The following is a 15,885-nucleotide window of genomic DNA, read 5'->3' as shown; positions in this document are numbered from 1 at the left end:
TCGGAACAGTTCGTGTTATTATAATAAAATATGGCAACGCATTCTCAAGAAGATAAGCATCGTGTTTACATTGATGCAACGATTCCGAGTTATCTGGTTTCTAATCCGAGTCAAGTTCCTAAGACTGCTGAGCGGCAAAGAATCACACAGGCGTTTTGGGAGGATACGCGTTTTGAGTTTATCTTGTCTGACTATGTTGTTGACGAAATATCAGTAGGAAATAGGGAACAGGCAGCCAATAGACAGCGCGCGGTTGAAGGACTCACTATTGTAGTCGCTGCGTCTCTGGAACTTGATTTTGCGAGACTTTTGGTTGCTGAAAAGGCACTTCCGCACAATGCGTTTACTGATGCGGTACACATAGCTGTCGCTACAACACATAATATTCACTTTCTTGCAACGTGGAACTTCGCACACCTCGCAAACTCACACACTAAACCGAGGATTGAGCAGATATGTCGTAATGCGGGTTATACACCACCCCGTATTGACACCCCAGAGGTAATATTGGAGGGGCTCTCTCATGTATGACGAATATGACGAAATTTTGAAAGAATGCCTTGATGCAAAAGCGCGTCTCGTCGACCTTTTCGGAGACTTAGAGACCTACATGGAATTCATGATGAAGAAACAGGAGAAGCGGATAAAACAGGGCGTGAAATATGCAGATTTCTCACCTTATCGTAAAAAGAATCCGGAAAAATCTGAGGTCTAAAGTTCAAATTGCCAGAGGTGCTCTCTCGTGTATGACGAATATGACGAAATTTTGAAAGAATGCCTTGATGCAAAGGCTCGTCTTGTGGCTCTGTTCGGAGACCTGGAAACCTATATGGAATTTATGACGAAAAAACAAGAAAAGGAGATGAAGGAAGGCAAAAAAAATTACATAGATTTACCAATCGTCCGCGTAAAGAAACCCGAAAATCCCAAGGGGAAAGAATAATAGCACTCGTTGATATACTGAAAAATCAGATGTCTTGGACGAGGTCCCTATGTCTTGTCCTTTTTTTTTGTTGGCAAAGTTTTGGGGTATTATCATTTAGAGTATCAAACCGATTCCCAATCAACTGTCTTATTCAAATAGGAGTCTGTATGAAAGTGTGGAAACATTTTATCATTGTGAGTTGTTTATTGTTGTTCAGTATTGGTATCTATCAAAGCGTTAACGCCCAAGAAAATCTTGCACAACAAGCGTATGCGATTTTTCAACAAAACTGCCTCAACTGCCACGGGGAACACGGTGCTTTTACTGAGGAAATCATCATTGAACACACGGCACTCCTCGAAACTGGAGCTGTCATTCCAGGACAACCGGTTGACTCTACACTCTATACACGGCTCCTCGAAAAAGACCCTATCAGACGCATGCCCCTCGGACAACCTCCACTCCCACCCGCGGCGATCCACACCATCCGAAACTGGATTCAAGCTGGTGCCCCGAGTTGGGAACACACAACGGAGATCGCCGGCACTTTCATCACACCTGCGGAGATGCTGACACACATCGAAAACCACGTCAACGCACTGCCACCCTTTGACCGGACGTTTGCACGGTACTTTACTCTCACACATCTCTATAACGCCGGTGAAACCCCCGAAGCACTTCACGCCTATCAGCGCGCCCTTTCCAAACTCGTGAATAGCCTGTCGTGGGGACGTGAAGTGATCCGACCGCAGCCTATCAACCCGGAAGAAACGGTCTTCTATATCGATCTCCGCGACTACGAATGGGAGATTGGTACGAATCGCTGGACACTCATTGAAGCGGAATATCCGTATAATATTGAGTTTGATGCCCCGACCCAAACGAATCTCCGTGAAAAACTGACGCACCTGCGCGGAGCAATGGACTGCGAAGTGCCGTTCGTGCATGTGGACTGGTTCCTCGCCACGGCATCCTTACCACCGTTATATCACGATATACTCGGACTGCCTGAGACAGTCGGGGAACTGGAAACACGCCTTGAGGTGAATGTGGTTGAGAACATCCGCAACGCAGCGGGGCGACGCGTCTGGCGCGCCGGTTTCAACAATTCGGGTGTTTCTAATCACAACCGCGTTGTAGAACGCCACATCTCTCGGTATGGTGCGTATTGGAAGAGCTACGATTTTGCGGGGAGTGTGGGTTCACAGAACATCTTCACGCATCCGTTGTCTTTTACACACGACGGTGGCGAGATTATCTTCAACTTGCCGAACGGGTTGCAGGCATATTATCTCACAGATGCCGGGGGTAGACGTTTGGACGCGGCACCGATAAGCATTGTCTCGAATCCTGCGGCGAGTGATCCGACGGTTCGTAACGGTCTGTCGTGTATTGGGTGTCATACGGAAGGAATGAAAGCGTTTGAGGACCAGGTGCGGGAGGTCGTCCAGCAAAACACGAATCCAGCGTTTAACAAAGCACAAACATTACGTCTCTATACCGAAAAAGTTATCATGGACGCACTCGTTTCTGAGGATACGCAACGGTATCGTCAGGCACTTGAGGCAGCAGGCGATATATTTGGTGGCATTGAACCCGTGCAGCGGTTTCATGAGGCGTATCGGTCGCCACTTGATGCATCATACGCTGCGGCAGCAGTCGGTTTAGAGACAGAAACATTTCTTGCGGAGATTCGTGAGAATGTAGGTTTACAGAGTTTAGGGTTGCTGGTGTTAGAAAATGGGACGATAAAACGGGATACGTGGACAGAGAACTTTAGTGAAGTCGTTTTTGCATTGGATTTCCCATCGCGAAGTGCAGGCATCAATGTTGATCCACAAACAGAGATTATCCCTGGAGCGTCTGTACACATTCCTGACCCGAACCTGCGTGCTGCGATTGCGGATGCATTAGGTAAACACCCCGGTGCCACGATTACCGCGGAAGAGATGGCAACGTTGACAAAACTGAACGCGGCAAACATGGACATCAGCGATTTAACGGGTCTTGCCTCTGCAAAAAACTTAACAGAATTACATATTAGGGATAACCCATTATCAGACCTCTCACCGCTTGCATCGTTGACAAAATTGCGTGACCTACAGTTTCGAGACACTGAAGTGGCGGACCTTTCGCCCCTATCAGGATTGCATGCACTTGAAGTGGTAAATGCCTCAGAGACTCACATAACAAGTCTCGCTCCCTTAGCAAGCCTCAAAAATCTGCAAAAGTTAGATATTGTCCATTCTGATATTACCGACCTCTCTCCCTTGGCAGGATTGACAAACCTAACGAGGCTCCGCTTATATGATGTCAAAGCGACTGACCTATCCCCCTTAAAAGGCTTAACAAAACTCAAATGGTTTGGTCTTACGCATACCAATAATATCTCGAATTTCTCCGCTTTATCGGGATTAACAGACTTGGAGCATCTGGACCTCGCCGATACTGAGATTTCGGATATTTCTGCCTTAGCAGGATTGATTAATTTGGAAACGTTGATACTCAATGAAAACTTGATTATAGATGTCTCACCTCTTGCATCTCTACACAACTTAAAAACTTTACAACTTCACGAAAATAACATATCTGATTTTTCACCCTTGGATCGCCTCCGCCAGACTGCAGAAGTCTTCACATGGTTTGGCAACCCGGGGTTTCCGCAAGGCGGTTCCAATATTGAAGGGCCTTGGCTATGGCTAACCTTGCCAGTAAACGGACGCGACGATGACCCTTTAGCACAAGCATCCAACGGTAAGTCTACAGAACAACAAGTCGCTACTCGTGGCACCTCGGAAGGCACACACATAGGTAGCCGTGTATGGTCGGCTGGGATGCTTGATCCTTACGACCCTAATAACCACAAAAGCAATATTACGAACCTTAGACGGTTGTTAGACTCCCATGGTGCGATTGAACCTAATGTTTACGGGCAGAAGTTCTTTGTTTACGGGGTTCTGGCGTTGTATTCTCCGAGAATACAACAAACGCAAATATTTATAGGTTCAAGTGCCGACCAAAAGGTCTACCTTAATGGCAAGTTAGTCCATGAAGACTACACAAACTATGCCCATGGAGCACACAATACCGGTTATCGAACATTTTTTCCTATCACGCTACAAAACGGGAAAAATGTGCTGTTGGTCCGACTTGAGGGGTTCAGAGCACATTATGAACTTTGGTCTCTCTTTTTCGGACTGGAACCTGGCACCGAATATCAGGTATACAATCCGCACGTCGGATATACACTCTCTACGCCTAAAATCCATGCAGGCGATACCTTCACCCTCAACATCACCGCGGAAAACGTTATTGATTTCGCAGGTTGGCAAGTAGACCTTGCCTTTAATCCGACTATACTCGAAGCAATTGAGGTAAATGAAGGCGATTTCCTGAAAATAGACAACGGCACGACCTTCTTTCAGAAGGGCACTATTGATAACACAACGGGTAAGATTACTAAACTCAGTTCGGCACGCCTCAGCGAAGATGGGGTTACCGGCACAGGAACACTCCTATCAGTGACGTTCACCGCGAAAACACCCGGACAGACGCAGCTCAAACTCGAAAACTTTCAACTCGCCGCGATTACAGGAGAGTCTATTCCCGTTGGTGCACCTGATATTCTTATTACCGTAGAAGGTCAACTCACAACTGGGGACGTCAACCGAGATGGACAGGTCAGCATTCTGGATATGGTACTGGTTGCACGTCAGTTCGGGAACACTGTTCCTTCGGACTCTGCAGTTGACATCAATGGCGATGGTGTTATCAACGTCTTGGATCTGATTCTTGTTTCTCAGCACATGGGTGAATCCAGCGACACAGCTGCGCCGTCTCTTGTTGGTATAAACGAGAGGGAATTAGATCCGGCGATAGTCCGGGCATGGATCGCACACGCAGAACTTGAAGACGATGGCTCTATTGCCTTCCAACAAGGGATAGCGAAACTTCGGGAACTCCTATCATCGCTGCTGCCGAAAGAGACAGCACTGCTCCCGAACTATCCGAATCCGTTCAACCCAGAGACGTGGATACCGTATCAACTCTCCGAACCTGCGGAGGTAACGTTGCGTATCTATGCTGTCAATGGTGAGTTAGTCCGGACATTGGCGTTGGGACACACACCTGCGGGTATCTATGAATCTCGGACGCGTGCGGCGTATTGGGATGGAAAAAACGAGGTGGGTGAGTCTGTGGCGAGTGGAATTTATTTCTATACGCTCACCGCAGGCGACTTCACTGCAACCCGGAAGTTCCTGATCAGGAAATAGCAGATAGTGATTAATAAATGGCGAACCGCGAACTACGAACCGCTACTAAAGGAAATAGCACGATGCACCAAAGACTACGTTCTGCCCCCACAGTCGTCTATCCCGAATCCGACGGTCAACCGATGGCAGAAACTCCGAGACATCAACAAGTCATGATAGATTTCGTGAATGTTCTGAGAAGACATTTCTATAAGATTCCCGAAGTGTATATTGGAGGGAACATGCTGCTGTATTACGAAGAAGGCAACCCTCGGAAGTCTGTCTCTCCGGATGTATTTATGGTTCGGGGGGTCTCCAAGAAAGAACTTCGGGTGTATAAGACGTGGGAACAGCATCCGACGCTTGATTTCGTATTGGAGGTCGCGAGTCCAAGCACAGTCAGAAAAGATTTAGGTGAGAAAAAGGAGCTTTACGCGAATGTCCTGAAAGTCAGAGAGTATTATATTTACGACCCCTATCATGAGGTAGAACCTTCGTTCATAGGGTTCCGTCTTGTCGGGGGTATGTACGAGGAGATAGAGTTTGTGAACGATCGACTTGTGTCTGAGCAGTTAGGCTTGGAACTTGGTGAGCATGAAGACACGCTGCGCCTGTATGACCCAATGAATGGTACGTGGTTGCCTACCTCTGATGAGCGAGCGGACGCAGCAGAGGCTCGCGCTGAAGGTGAGGCACGCGCTCGGCAAGTCGCGGAGGCTCGCGCAGCAGCAGCAGAAACCGAACTTGCTGAGCTTCGGGCAGTCCTTGAACGGCTACAAGCTTCTGAGTAGTGTCTACTATCATTCAAATCACTGTTAACAGCGTTCTATCTCCTGCGCTGTGGACTCCATCTAATCACATAATTAGATGGTATCTCCCTGACAAACATTGACGACGCGCGATCCCTGTCCCCAAAACGATAGGTGACAGAACTCAGATAAAGCTGCGCTTGCGCCCGGGTCATACCGACATAGAAAAGACGACGCTCCTCCTCAAGTTCCGCTTCTGTAATATCCTGCCGCCACATCGGAAAACTCCCCTCCTCCATACCAATAATGATAACGATCGGAAATTCTGTTCCCTTCGCTGCGTGCAACGTCATTAACGTCAGTTGTTCGGTCGTGTCGTCAAGTTCATCGACATTCGTGAGCAACTTTTGATAATCTAAGAAATCGGTGAGTCTATTCGTATCACTCATGGATTCAAAATGAAGCACAGCGTTCATAAACTGAATACGCCGTTGTCGCCACGCAAGGTCTTCCGGAAACTCAGGAGGCGGGACATCCTGTAATTCTTCCATATAGGCTGTTGCCTGTTCCGCCTCCGCTGCTTCAAGCGGGAAGCGATCTGGCAATTTAGGGTCGTGCATCTGTACGACACGTTTCGCAGCATTGAGAAACGCATCCGTTTCAGTTAAGGTTTCCTTAGTAGGTGATGCGCCAGTTTTGGCGAGGATACCGATACCCACGAGAGGTAGGAGTTCAGTCAGAGATTTTACCTCGCGTTTGTAAGCATCAATTTTGATGAGTTCTTTAAAGATTTCTCGATTGACCTCAACGTCCTCCAAAGCACCGTGTAGGCGACCGTGTTCGATTCCAAATTTTTCGGCGAGTGCTCCCATGCTACACCGTTGTCGCGGGAAAAGCCGACGCGCTGTGGCGAGTGTATCGTAATGGGGAGCGGACAAATCCCGACTCAAATATCGTCTGAGGTCCCGCGCGAGGATGGGATTATCGTATTCCGCTACGTTGTGCCCAATCAAGATCCGATCTTGGAGGAACCCCATGAGTTCCGGCAAAACGATTTCAATTCCTGGGGAATCTTTGACTGTTTCTGCGTCAATTCTGTGAATGCGCGTGGCGGCACGTGGAATGTGACCACCCGGCGGTTTTACCAAACTATGAAACCGTTCGACTTCGCTGCCTATTGCGCTGAGTCGTTGTGCAGCGATTTCAACAATCTCTGCCGTTTTTGGATTGATGCCAGTTGTTTCCAAATCGTAGACAACCATATCCGCCATGTTCGGACTTTCAAAACGGTTGATAAGCCGTTGGCAAAGTTTGAGGGCTGCGAGACTCCGAACCCCTTCAGTTCCAAGATGAATCGCATCTGTATCTATTACATCCGCTGTTCCAATCAGGATTGTCCGCGCGTCTCTCCCACTTTCACCAATTTCCGAAAAATCGCCGATGAGTATGTGGACTCCATTTGCCATCTGTGTCACATCGTTTTCATCAGGAGGTAGGAATTGAAGTTGCGCTGTGTGATCCAGATAGGTTTCAAGTGTCTGGTGGATAATGTGTGCCGCGCAGTATTCGTCAATCCCATGACTGGCAGTAATCTGAATCGGTTCATCGAGGTCGATGGCACTATAGAGAACATCTTGCGCCGTTGTGAGATTCGACAGTTCAGGTTGCCTTTCGATGACTTCCAACTCTTCAGCGCGGTAGGCAGAACGAGACTGTTCCAACGCGTCAAAGAGTTTGAGAATTATCTTATCAACCGCCTCTCCTTCGATTTCAGTTGATAAATCCTCAAGTTGCGTCCAGAACTGACGCACATTTCGGCGGGTCAAGGGACCGACATCCTGTGGATATGCCTCGATATTTTTCAGCAGTTCGATGAACGCAATATGTTCGCGTTGTGCGAGCCACTTAAGGCGCACCCATGTCAGATCGTCAATGCAAGTCTCAGGAAAATTGATGGCGCGTTCCAAATCTTGTGGAAGTTGCCACTGGATAAAACGGAGATAGGCGAGAATGCTCTTACTATTTCCCTCTCCAAAGGAATTCATCGGTTGAACGCGTTGAAATTGGATGTTGGCACGTAGGAGCTGCTCAGCCAACACGTCTGCGAGTCTATGTGTTCGGTAAAAGATCGCTATATCGCGATAAGAGTAGTTGCGTTGTTCTACTAATTTCCTGATAACATCAATGACACCGAGTGCTTCTGCTACAGGAGTATCGAAGGTATAGTGGAAAATGTCGCGTCCGACATCTTTGTGGGTTCTGAGGGTATGCTGTTTTTGTCGTTCTATGTTTTTAGAAATGACTTCCTCTGCGGCGCGCAAAATCTTCTCACTGCATCGGTAGTGATCGTCCAGTGTGAGGGTCTCTGGGTTGAAGTCGATTTTGAAATCCTCAATATACTGTGGATTCGACCCACGCCAACTATAGATCGCCTGATCTTCGTCAGCGACGACCATCAGGTTCCCCTCCGGTGGTGGACAGAGCAGTTGGAGTAAACGATATTGTACGTTGTTCACATCGTGGTATTCATCAACAAGGATGTATGAGATCTCCCGACGATAGGCTTCTCGGACCTCTGCTACCCGTTCAAGCAGTTCGACGGTTTTCACAAGGAGATCGTCGAAATCAAGCGCATCGTATTCGTCGAGTTTATCCTGATAGCTTTGCAGGACACTTCGGATGTTTTCAATGGTTCCGGACTCGTAAATATCCAATGTATCCGCTGCATCGACAGGATTCTGTAATTTACATTTGGCATCACTGATGACGTTGCGCAGCAGCCATGGTGGATAGTCGTCAGGGTTAAGGCTTAACTCGCGGACGCTTTCCGTTAGAATCTCGTCTTGGAACTCTTGATCAAAGATAGTGAAGTTTTCGCTCAGTCCGATTTGTGTTGCATGTTTTCGGAGCACTTTGACGCAAAATGCATGGAAGGTGCAAGCCTTAACGCTGGATCCGTGTGGTTCACCGATTTCACTATTGATGCGTTCCTGCATCTCCTCCGCGGCTTTGTTTGTAAAGGTAATTGCGAGGATGTTTTCAGGTTTAATATTGTGTTCACGAATCAAGTAGGCAATACGGTGTGTAATGACTTTTGTTTTTCCCGTGCCGGGACCCGCGATGACGAGCAGTGGACCATTTTTATGTGTTACTGCTTCTCTCTGTTTTTCGTTTAATTCATTGAGGATGTTCATCGGATTTCCTCCGGTGCCTTCTATCGGAAAAGGTTCGCATCACTTTCGGTATTTCGTGAAATATAGTGCTTATCTCAAGGTTACAACACTGATGTGAAGGTTCGCCATTATGATTGAACCTGCGTTATTATACCATATTTGATGCGAAAAATCAATACAATTTTTCTGTGAATTATCAGTAATTTGATATACGCTATTTAGCATAATCTTCGGTGTCAAACCCCCGTCCTTTAGGTCGGGGATGTAGACACCGCCTATGGTTGTGTGAAAAAAAGATTTGACATTCACCTAAAAATGTAGTATAATATTACCAGACACTTGGACACCGTTTCCACCCTCTACTCTCTGTAGAGGTGGTGTCCACTACCGTGGAAAGTAGTCAAAAGTGTTTGGTGTCCATATCACCTAAAAAGTATATCGGAACACACCGACGTAGCAAGAGGAGTAGAATTCCAGCCAACTGCGTGTGTTCCCCCAATTCTATTCTAAACGGGCAGGCTCGGCTGCCCTAAGTGGAGCAGACGTAAGACGGTGGACTCTTAGAGGAAACCGCAGACTGCGAGGAAGCACAGGTTTCCCCACGCTTTAGCGTGTGGGTACCGTTGACGGAAATACAACCCATTTTATAGTAGATATGAAAAATAAGTTTACACTATAAGCGAAAACTCACGCACCGCTGGCGAGGTTTCCTAACCTTGCCAGTCGTATCCTGAAGTTCCTTTAAAATAGGTAGGTGCGGTTTGTAACCGCACCGTTTTCGTTTTATATCCTTGCTTTTCCAGTTCCCATCCATTTATTGCATCATTAACAGGATTTCCCAACCTCACCGAGACACCTCGTTGAAGAAGGTTCCAGGATTTCGTCATCTTGCTATTCAGCCTTAAGAAAACGCACCAATAAATTTTGCTATCACGGCTTAGTGTCCGTATTAACAGGTGGCTCGTCGTTGTTGAGGAACCGATCGATGGTGTTAATAGTTGCCGGACTCGTGCGAAAGTCAGCGACCCACGGTTCTCGGAAGTATACCTGTTTTTCACGCGGCAAACCTAAAAGCACTTCAGGTGGAATCCGCAGTCGGTGCCAATGCGTTGCGAGATGCGCATAAGCGTTTAGCACTGCCACACGCGGTGTCTCACGTTGCCATACAGGACCGGCATGACACAGATTTTCCGTGAAGAAGATTGCACTACCCGCCGGACATTCATAAGTCATTAGAAACGGACTCCGTTTCCCTTCTTCTAACGACATGTGGTCGGGATGCATCGGGAAGTTGGATTTGTGGCTGCCCGCTATGAAGTGTGTTGCCCCGTCCTTTTTGGAAATATCCGTGAGTTCAAAGACGACGCGCACCATTCCCGCATGGATCCGTCCGTTATGGACACGGTATCCGAAGATTGGATCACCTTGTTGCGGTCCACCACCGTGGAGTCCGCCGTGTTCCTGTCCTTTTTCACGCCAGACAGAGAAGGTATTTTCCATTCGGACATCGGGCCCGATGATTTCGTGTAAAACATCGAGAACTTTCGGATGATCGATGAGGACACTCGCGGGACCACCCGGCACGGCGCGATGTTCCGGTGGAAGCGATTCTGGGTTGTGATGTATCCGGTCAATCTGTTCAACGATTGCGTCCACTTCATCGCGTTCAAGGATTGCGGGACGGACAAGGAATCCGGTTAAGTCGAATCGAAATTTTTCTTCATCGGTCATCTGTTTATCTCCTTCAGTACTACGGCTTTGGTTTCCCCACGATTTTTGCGTGTGTCTTCTGCACCGCATCAACCAGTTTATCTGCACCAAACCGTACAACATCCGTTGCAGGTAAGCCTGTCTCTGCTTCTGTTGCACGGATAGCCGCTTGTGCTTCTGACTCAGATAAGTCAAAACAGTTCAACGCCAACCCAATCACTTTGGCAGGCTTTATCGGCGCAGCCATCGCTTCGTATTGGGCTATCATCTCAGGCAATGACGGCAACGGCACTGTATACCGAGCGACCGTGTCCCGCGAAGGTTGATGACAGAAGATCATCGCATCCGGCAGACTCCCGTGGAGTAGGCTTAACGTCACACCAGAGTATCCGGGATGGACCAGCGAACCTTGCCCTTCAACGATAAGCAGTTCGTGATTTTTCGCACCTTCAAGCACAATCTCCTCCGCCGCACCCGCAGTGAAATCAGAGACAACAGCATCGATCGCAATACCCCAACCCCATACCATAATTCCATTTTGCCCTGTTGGACAGAATTCTGCGTTCACGCCACGCGCCTGTATGGCGTTTGTAACCTCTATACCCGATAGCATTTTACCGACTCGGCAATCTGAACCTACAGTTAGGACGACAGTCGCATCGACATCAGCGGCTTTGCACGTCGCAACGGGTAGGTGAGCAGGCGGTTTCCGGGCATCCCAGAGGACAACATTGTGTGCGTCTGCCAGTTCGGACAGATCCGTATCTTCACTCAGAAATTGGTGCAAGCCGCTCATGATGTGTAGACGATTTTGGATCGCTTCGTGAAGGATCGCCCGCCACGCATGTGGTAACTCCCCACCCGGCGGCGCAATACCGATAGCGAGCATCGTCGGATTAAACCGCATCGCCTCAGCGAGATTGCTGACAATTGGGATGCCTTCACCAATCTCAATCACTTCGCTGGTATCTCGTCCGGCGTTATCGCTATCAATAACTGCAACTACATTGTCAGGGAGGTAACGCACGAGAACTGTGGCAGTTTTCGATTCGAGGATACCGAATGAACCTTCGGCAAGAATCGCTATTTTGTGTGATTTTGGTTGTAATTGCTTTACCATTTTTTATCCGTCGTTTCGTGCAGATTGAGGATATACCGATAGGTTAGCATAAATTGTAACCAATTGCAAGGGATTGAAAGATAGATCCAGAGTCGTTTAGTTTTAAGAGTTAAGTTTGCCTATGTGAAGCCTTCCCGTTTCCGGATGCCCGAATTTATTCGGGATAGCGCACTTTTCCCGAACAAGTTCGGGCTTCCAGAGGCAAATTACTGGAAAACTAAACAGCCCTGCGTATAGGACAGACGCATACTGATTGCTGACTACTGACCGCTGAAAGCCGACAGCCAATAACTAAAGAAATTGCCGGAGATACCGACCACCAAGCGCGAAACCATCTAATCCAGGGGCACCGCGGTCCTCGTTTTCAACGCAAAGCACATAGTCGTAACCCGATTCCTGCAAGGCACCAGTAATCGTACCCCAGTTCAGTTGTCCACGTCCGGGCACACGGTATTGCCACCACCAGTTCCCAATGATGCCTTGCCGAAACTTCATTTGTGGACTGATTTCGCAATCTTTCACGTCGGCATAATACCATTTGCCGTTGAACATACGGATAGCGTCCTCAGCCGGTAAAATCCCCATCCACAGCCAATGCGACGGGTCACAGGATAACCCTAAGGAATCCGATGGGATTGCGTCGAGAATCCGTTCCCACATTTCAGGATTACAAGCGATATTGCCCATCCGAACGGCACAGTCTAAGGCAATCTGGACACCTTTCTCTTCGGCGAAGCGGACAACAGGGGTCCACATCTCCTTGAACCGTCCGACGAGTTCAACCGACCTATCCCCAGGGTTTCCCGGTTCTGAAGAGAACTGCCCATAAAAATGCCAGCTGACCGGACTACCCGCATACGTCACCAACACAGGGGCACCGAGGATATGTGTCGCTTCAACGGCTTGCATGAGTGCCGCGCGTGCGTTCTCTCGTGTTTCTGTATCATCGTCGAGTAGGTTACAATGCGATGTTAAGGCTGCGAGATAGATGTCGTTCGCACTGAGAATTTCCTTGACTGCTTCTGTGTCGGATTGTATAATGACGTTGGGTTCAAAAACGCCTGTAGCGTTGGGACGGATTGCGTCGAACCCGTTGGCTTTTGCCCACGCTGCGCATTCGGCAAGGCTCCACGCGCCGTTACCAACGCTCGTACTGAAACTTAAATCCATAATCTTCCCTTTTTAGAACACCGAGGACACCCTACGCATGCAAATTCTGTGCGAAGAGAATCAGACTGAAAAACTGTATTCACTCTATAATCAACTGCTTGCCCAACACGGACACCGTAAGTGGTGGCCCGCCGATACACCTTTTGAAGTAGCACTCGGGGCGATCTTAACGCAAGCAACATCGTGGCGTAATGTCGAAATAGCATTGGACAATCTCAGGTCCGCGGGTGCTTTTACACCCGAAGAGATAGATTCTGTTAGCCAAGCGACGTTAGAGCGTCTCCTTCGACCCTCACGTTATTTCCGTATGAAGGCGCAGAAGGTGCGTGCGTTTGTAGAGTACATTAAGAAACGTCCTATGCAGGTGATGTTCACACAAGATGTCCCCGAATTACGTGAAGAACTGCTCACTATCTACGGTGTCGGTCCCGAAACAGCAGATACCATTATCCTCTACGCTGCAGGGAAACCGAGTTTTGTCGTTGATTCGTATACCTATAGACTTTTCTCGCGATTGGGGTGGGTTGAAGGGAGATACGATTATGACAAACTCCGTGCCTTGTTTATGGACAATCTCCCTCATGATGTCGATCTCTTCAACGAATATCACGCCTTAATCGTTGGACACGGTGCGAGGGTGTGTCATAAGAAAACACCGAACTGCCAAGAGTGTCGTTTGCGGACATCTTGTGCTTACTATAAATCTTCTGAGTGAGAGGTGGCTGCGAATCTACGTGCTACTGAAGTTTCTCGAAAAAGTCCGTTTCTGTTAGAATTGGGATCCCCAATTCTTCCGCTTTTGTATATTTGCTTCCGGTGCCTTCGCCTGCGATCAAGTAATCCGTTTTGCTTGTTACGCTTGATGTCACCCTTCCACCCCGGCTTTTAATTGCATGAGACGCTTCCGAACGGGTCATACCGTCCAGACTTCCCGTGACAACGAACGTTTTTCCATCGAAAAAACTATCTATAGGCTCACTTGCCTGCGTCTGAGTAAAAGCTGCCGCTGCTGTAAAGCAGTGTAAGCCTGCCTGTCGTAGTTTTTCAAGCAGTGCTTGGTTCTGTGAAAAGAAGGTGGATACGCTTTCCGCTATCTGCGGACCGATACCCTTCACGGATTCAATGTCTTCTGGCGTTGCCTGACTAAGGGTGTCTAAAGATGAGAAGTTTTCGATCAGCAGTTCAGCGACGGTTTCACCGACATGGAAAATACCGAGTCCAAAGAGCAATTTTTCTGCCGATGCCATCTTGCTCTGTTCAATTTGGTGGACGAGGTTACGAGCAGATAGCACTCCCATCCGCTCCAATTTGCTTAATGGCTTTACTTCTAACGTATAAAGATCCGCAACATCACGGACTAATTCATTATCGACCAATTGGGTAATTGTAGCGGGGCCGAGACCCTCAATCTGGAGGGCGTTGCGCGAAGCGTAATGTGCAATACGACGTTTCAATTGTGCCACACACCCTACATTCACACACCGAACTGCGACTTCTTTTTCTGTGCGTTGGACGGGTGCGCCGCATGCTGGGCAATGATCTGGGAATCCAAAAAGGTCTGGATCTCCAGTTCTGTCTGCCGTTAGAACCTCAACAATTTTAGGGATGACATCTCCGGCGCGCGCAAGGACAATCTTATCGCCAATGCGAATGTCTTTCGTCTGAATTTCTTGCTCGTTGTGGAGGGTGGCGTTTGTAATTGTTGCCCCCGCAAGCGACACAGGCTTCAGGATCGCGACGGGTGTCAGGGTGCCAGTGCGTCCTACCTGCACTTCGATTTTTTCAATGGTTGTAATGGCTTGCTGGGCGTTGAACTTGTAGGCGATTGCCCAGCGCGGATATTTGGAAGTGGTGCCAAGGGTCTGTTGTTGAGAGAAGCGGTTGACTTTGACGACGATGCCATCAACCTCGTATGGAAGCTCGTGTCGTTTTTCGACCCACTGCTGATAGCAAGTCTCCACGTCTTCAATTGATTTGTGGCAGGCAGTATCTGGATTGCATTTCAGACCCCAACGCCGCATACTTTCTAACGATTCCGTATGCGTTGCAAATTCAAAGCCTTCGGCGTAATTGAGCGTGTATATGAAAATATCTAATGGACGGGAGGCGGTAATAGAAGCATCTAACAGTCTGAGTGAACCGGCAGCGGCGTTCCGAGGGTTCGCAAAAGGCGTTTCGCCTGCCGCTTCGCGCTGCACATTAATTTCACCGAGGCGATGCTTCGGCAAGAATACCTCGCCACGCACCTCTAACACAGGCGGAACTGCTGCTGCCGGTTCAGCAAGCCGCAAGGGAATAGAGCGGATCGTTCGCAAATTGTCGGTTACATCTTCGCCGTATTCACCATCACCGCGCGTGAGACCCTGCGTAAGAACCCCGTTTTCGTAAGTTAACGAAACCCCCAATCCATCGATTTTCAGTTCCGTGACATATTCGACGGGGGCGTCTTCTAGCAACCGCTGCACGCGTCCCGCGAATTCCCGTAACTCGTTCTCGTTGTAACTGTTATTCAGGCTCAACATCGGGTTACGATGCTCTAATCGCGTGCCTAATTCCGCACCGCCACCGACCCGTTGCGTCGGTGAATCCGGTGGGATAGGTGTTGGATCCGACGCTTCGAGTGCCTTAAGTTCCTTCATAAGCACGTCGAAATCCGCATCAGAGATTTCCGGCTGGTTTTCGATATAGTATTTATGCTCATGATAGCGTATTAACGCCCTGAGTTTCTCAATCTCTGTTTGCATAACACTGGGTTCCGTTGTAGGCGTGGCTGTCCTAAAAGATT

General features: G+C 48.4%; 11 protein-coding genes. 6 read left to right on the top strand and 5 right to left on the bottom strand.

Features of this window, described 5'->3' with window-relative positions:
• The first annotated feature begins 30 nt into the window (after positions 1 to 30).
• The 5 genes from OXN25_21765 to OXN25_21745 all read left to right on the top strand — a co-directional run bounded on the left by OXN25_21765 (position 31) and on the right by OXN25_21745 (position 5,969).
• Positions 31 to 531: a type II toxin-antitoxin system VapC family toxin gene (locus OXN25_21765; protein MDE0427491.1), complete on the top strand. Its 501-nt coding sequence runs from the start codon at positions 31 to 33 to the stop codon at positions 529 to 531.
• Complete coding sequence (locus OXN25_21760; protein ID MDE0427490.1) at positions 524 to 715, top strand: hypothetical protein; 192 nt, start codon at positions 524 to 526, stop codon at positions 713 to 715. Before OXN25_21765 ends, OXN25_21760 begins: the two co-directional genes overlap by 8 nt.
• A 27-nt stretch (positions 716 to 742) precedes the next feature.
• The gene (locus tag OXN25_21755) at positions 743 to 943 is read left to right on the top strand and encodes a hypothetical protein (protein ID MDE0427489.1); all 201 of its coding nucleotides are present in this window, start codon (positions 743 to 745) and stop codon (positions 941 to 943) included.
• Between the two features lie 149 nt (positions 944 to 1,092).
• Positions 1,093 to 5,199 carry a cohesin domain-containing protein gene (locus tag OXN25_21750; GenBank protein ID MDE0427488.1) on the top strand — a complete coding sequence of 1,369 codons (4,107 nt, stop codon included), beginning with the start codon at positions 1,093 to 1,095 and terminating at the stop codon, positions 5,197 to 5,199.
• Positions 5,200 to 5,261: 62 nt separating this feature from the next.
• A complete protein-coding gene (locus OXN25_21745; protein MDE0427487.1) occupies positions 5,262 to 5,969 on the top strand; it encodes a Uma2 family endonuclease in 708 nt (235 codons plus the stop codon).
• Positions 5,970 to 6,004: 35 nt separating this feature from the next.
• Here the strand turns inward: OXN25_21745 and OXN25_21740 are convergent, their stop codons facing one another.
• From OXN25_21740 to OXN25_21725, 4 genes are all read right to left on the bottom strand, one after another.
• Positions 6,005 to 9,121 (bottom strand): UvrD-helicase domain-containing protein, encoded by a 3,117-nt coding sequence (locus OXN25_21740; protein ID MDE0427486.1) that lies wholly within the window; start codon positions 9,119 to 9,121, stop codon positions 6,005 to 6,007.
• A gap of 909 nt (positions 9,122 to 10,030) precedes the next feature.
• A complete protein-coding gene (locus tag OXN25_21735) occupies positions 10,031 to 10,831 on the bottom strand; it encodes a phytanoyl-CoA dioxygenase family protein (protein ID MDE0427485.1) in 801 nt (266 codons plus the stop codon).
• Positions 10,832 to 10,850: 19 nt separating this feature from the next.
• The gene (locus OXN25_21730; GenBank protein MDE0427484.1) at positions 10,851 to 11,930 is read right to left on the bottom strand and encodes a DUF1611 domain-containing protein; all 1,080 of its coding nucleotides are present in this window, start codon (positions 11,928 to 11,930) and stop codon (positions 10,851 to 10,853) included.
• Between the two features lie 291 nt (positions 11,931 to 12,221).
• Positions 12,222 to 13,100, bottom strand: coding sequence for a sugar phosphate isomerase/epimerase (locus OXN25_21725; protein ID MDE0427483.1), 879 nt, complete (start codon positions 13,098 to 13,100; stop codon positions 12,222 to 12,224).
• A 37-nt stretch (positions 13,101 to 13,137) separates the two neighbouring features.
• On the opposite strand from OXN25_21725, the gene OXN25_21720 reads away from it, so the two are divergent.
• A complete protein-coding gene (locus OXN25_21720) occupies positions 13,138 to 13,815 on the top strand; it encodes an endonuclease III domain-containing protein (protein ID MDE0427482.1) in 678 nt (225 codons plus the stop codon).
• Positions 13,816 to 13,837: 22 nt separating this feature from the next.
• Here OXN25_21720 and ligA read toward each other — a convergent pair whose 3' ends face one another.
• Complete coding sequence (gene ligA, locus OXN25_21715; protein MDE0427481.1) at positions 13,838 to 15,844, bottom strand: NAD-dependent DNA ligase LigA; 2,007 nt, start codon at positions 15,842 to 15,844, stop codon at positions 13,838 to 13,840.
• Between the last annotated feature and the right edge of the window lie 41 nt (positions 15,845 to 15,885).

Source organism: Candidatus Poribacteria bacterium (genome assembly GCA_028820845.1).
Taxonomy (GTDB): Bacteria; Poribacteria; WGA-4E; order WGA-4E; family WGA-3G; genus WGA-3G.
The sequence above is the reverse complement of the archived record's forward strand: the minus strand, read 5'-3'. Positions and strand labels throughout refer to the sequence as shown.

Bases quoted from the DNA above. Each gene is read 5' to 3' on its own strand.
- OXN25_21765 (MDE0427491.1), top strand. From the start codon at position 31: ATGGCAACGCATTCTCAAGAAGATAAGCATCGTGTTTACATTGATGCA.
- OXN25_21760 (MDE0427490.1), top strand. From the start codon at position 524: ATGTATGACGAATATGACGAAATTTTGAAAGAATGCCTTGATGCAAAA.
- OXN25_21750 (MDE0427488.1), top strand. From the start codon at position 1,093: ATGAAAGTGTGGAAACATTTTATCATTGTGAGTTGTTTATTGTTGTTC.
- OXN25_21745 (MDE0427487.1), top strand. From the start codon at position 5,262: ATGCACCAAAGACTACGTTCTGCCCCCACAGTCGTCTATCCCGAATCC.
- OXN25_21740 (MDE0427486.1), bottom strand. From the start codon at position 9,121: ATGAACATCCTCAATGAATTAAACGAAAAACAGAGAGAAGCAGTAACA.
- OXN25_21735 (MDE0427485.1), bottom strand. From the start codon at position 10,831: ATGACCGATGAAGAAAAATTTCGATTCGACTTAACCGGATTCCTTGTC.
- OXN25_21730 (MDE0427484.1), bottom strand. From the start codon at position 11,930: ATGGTAAAGCAATTACAACCAAAATCACACAAAATAGCGATTCTTGCC.
- OXN25_21725 (MDE0427483.1), bottom strand. From the start codon at position 13,100: ATGGATTTAAGTTTCAGTACGAGCGTTGGTAACGGCGCGTGGAGCCTT.
- OXN25_21720 (MDE0427482.1), top strand. From the start codon at position 13,138: ATGCAAATTCTGTGCGAAGAGAATCAGACTGAAAAACTGTATTCACTC.
- ligA (MDE0427481.1), bottom strand. From the start codon at position 15,844: ATGCAAACAGAGATTGAGAAACTCAGGGCGTTAATACGCTATCATGAG.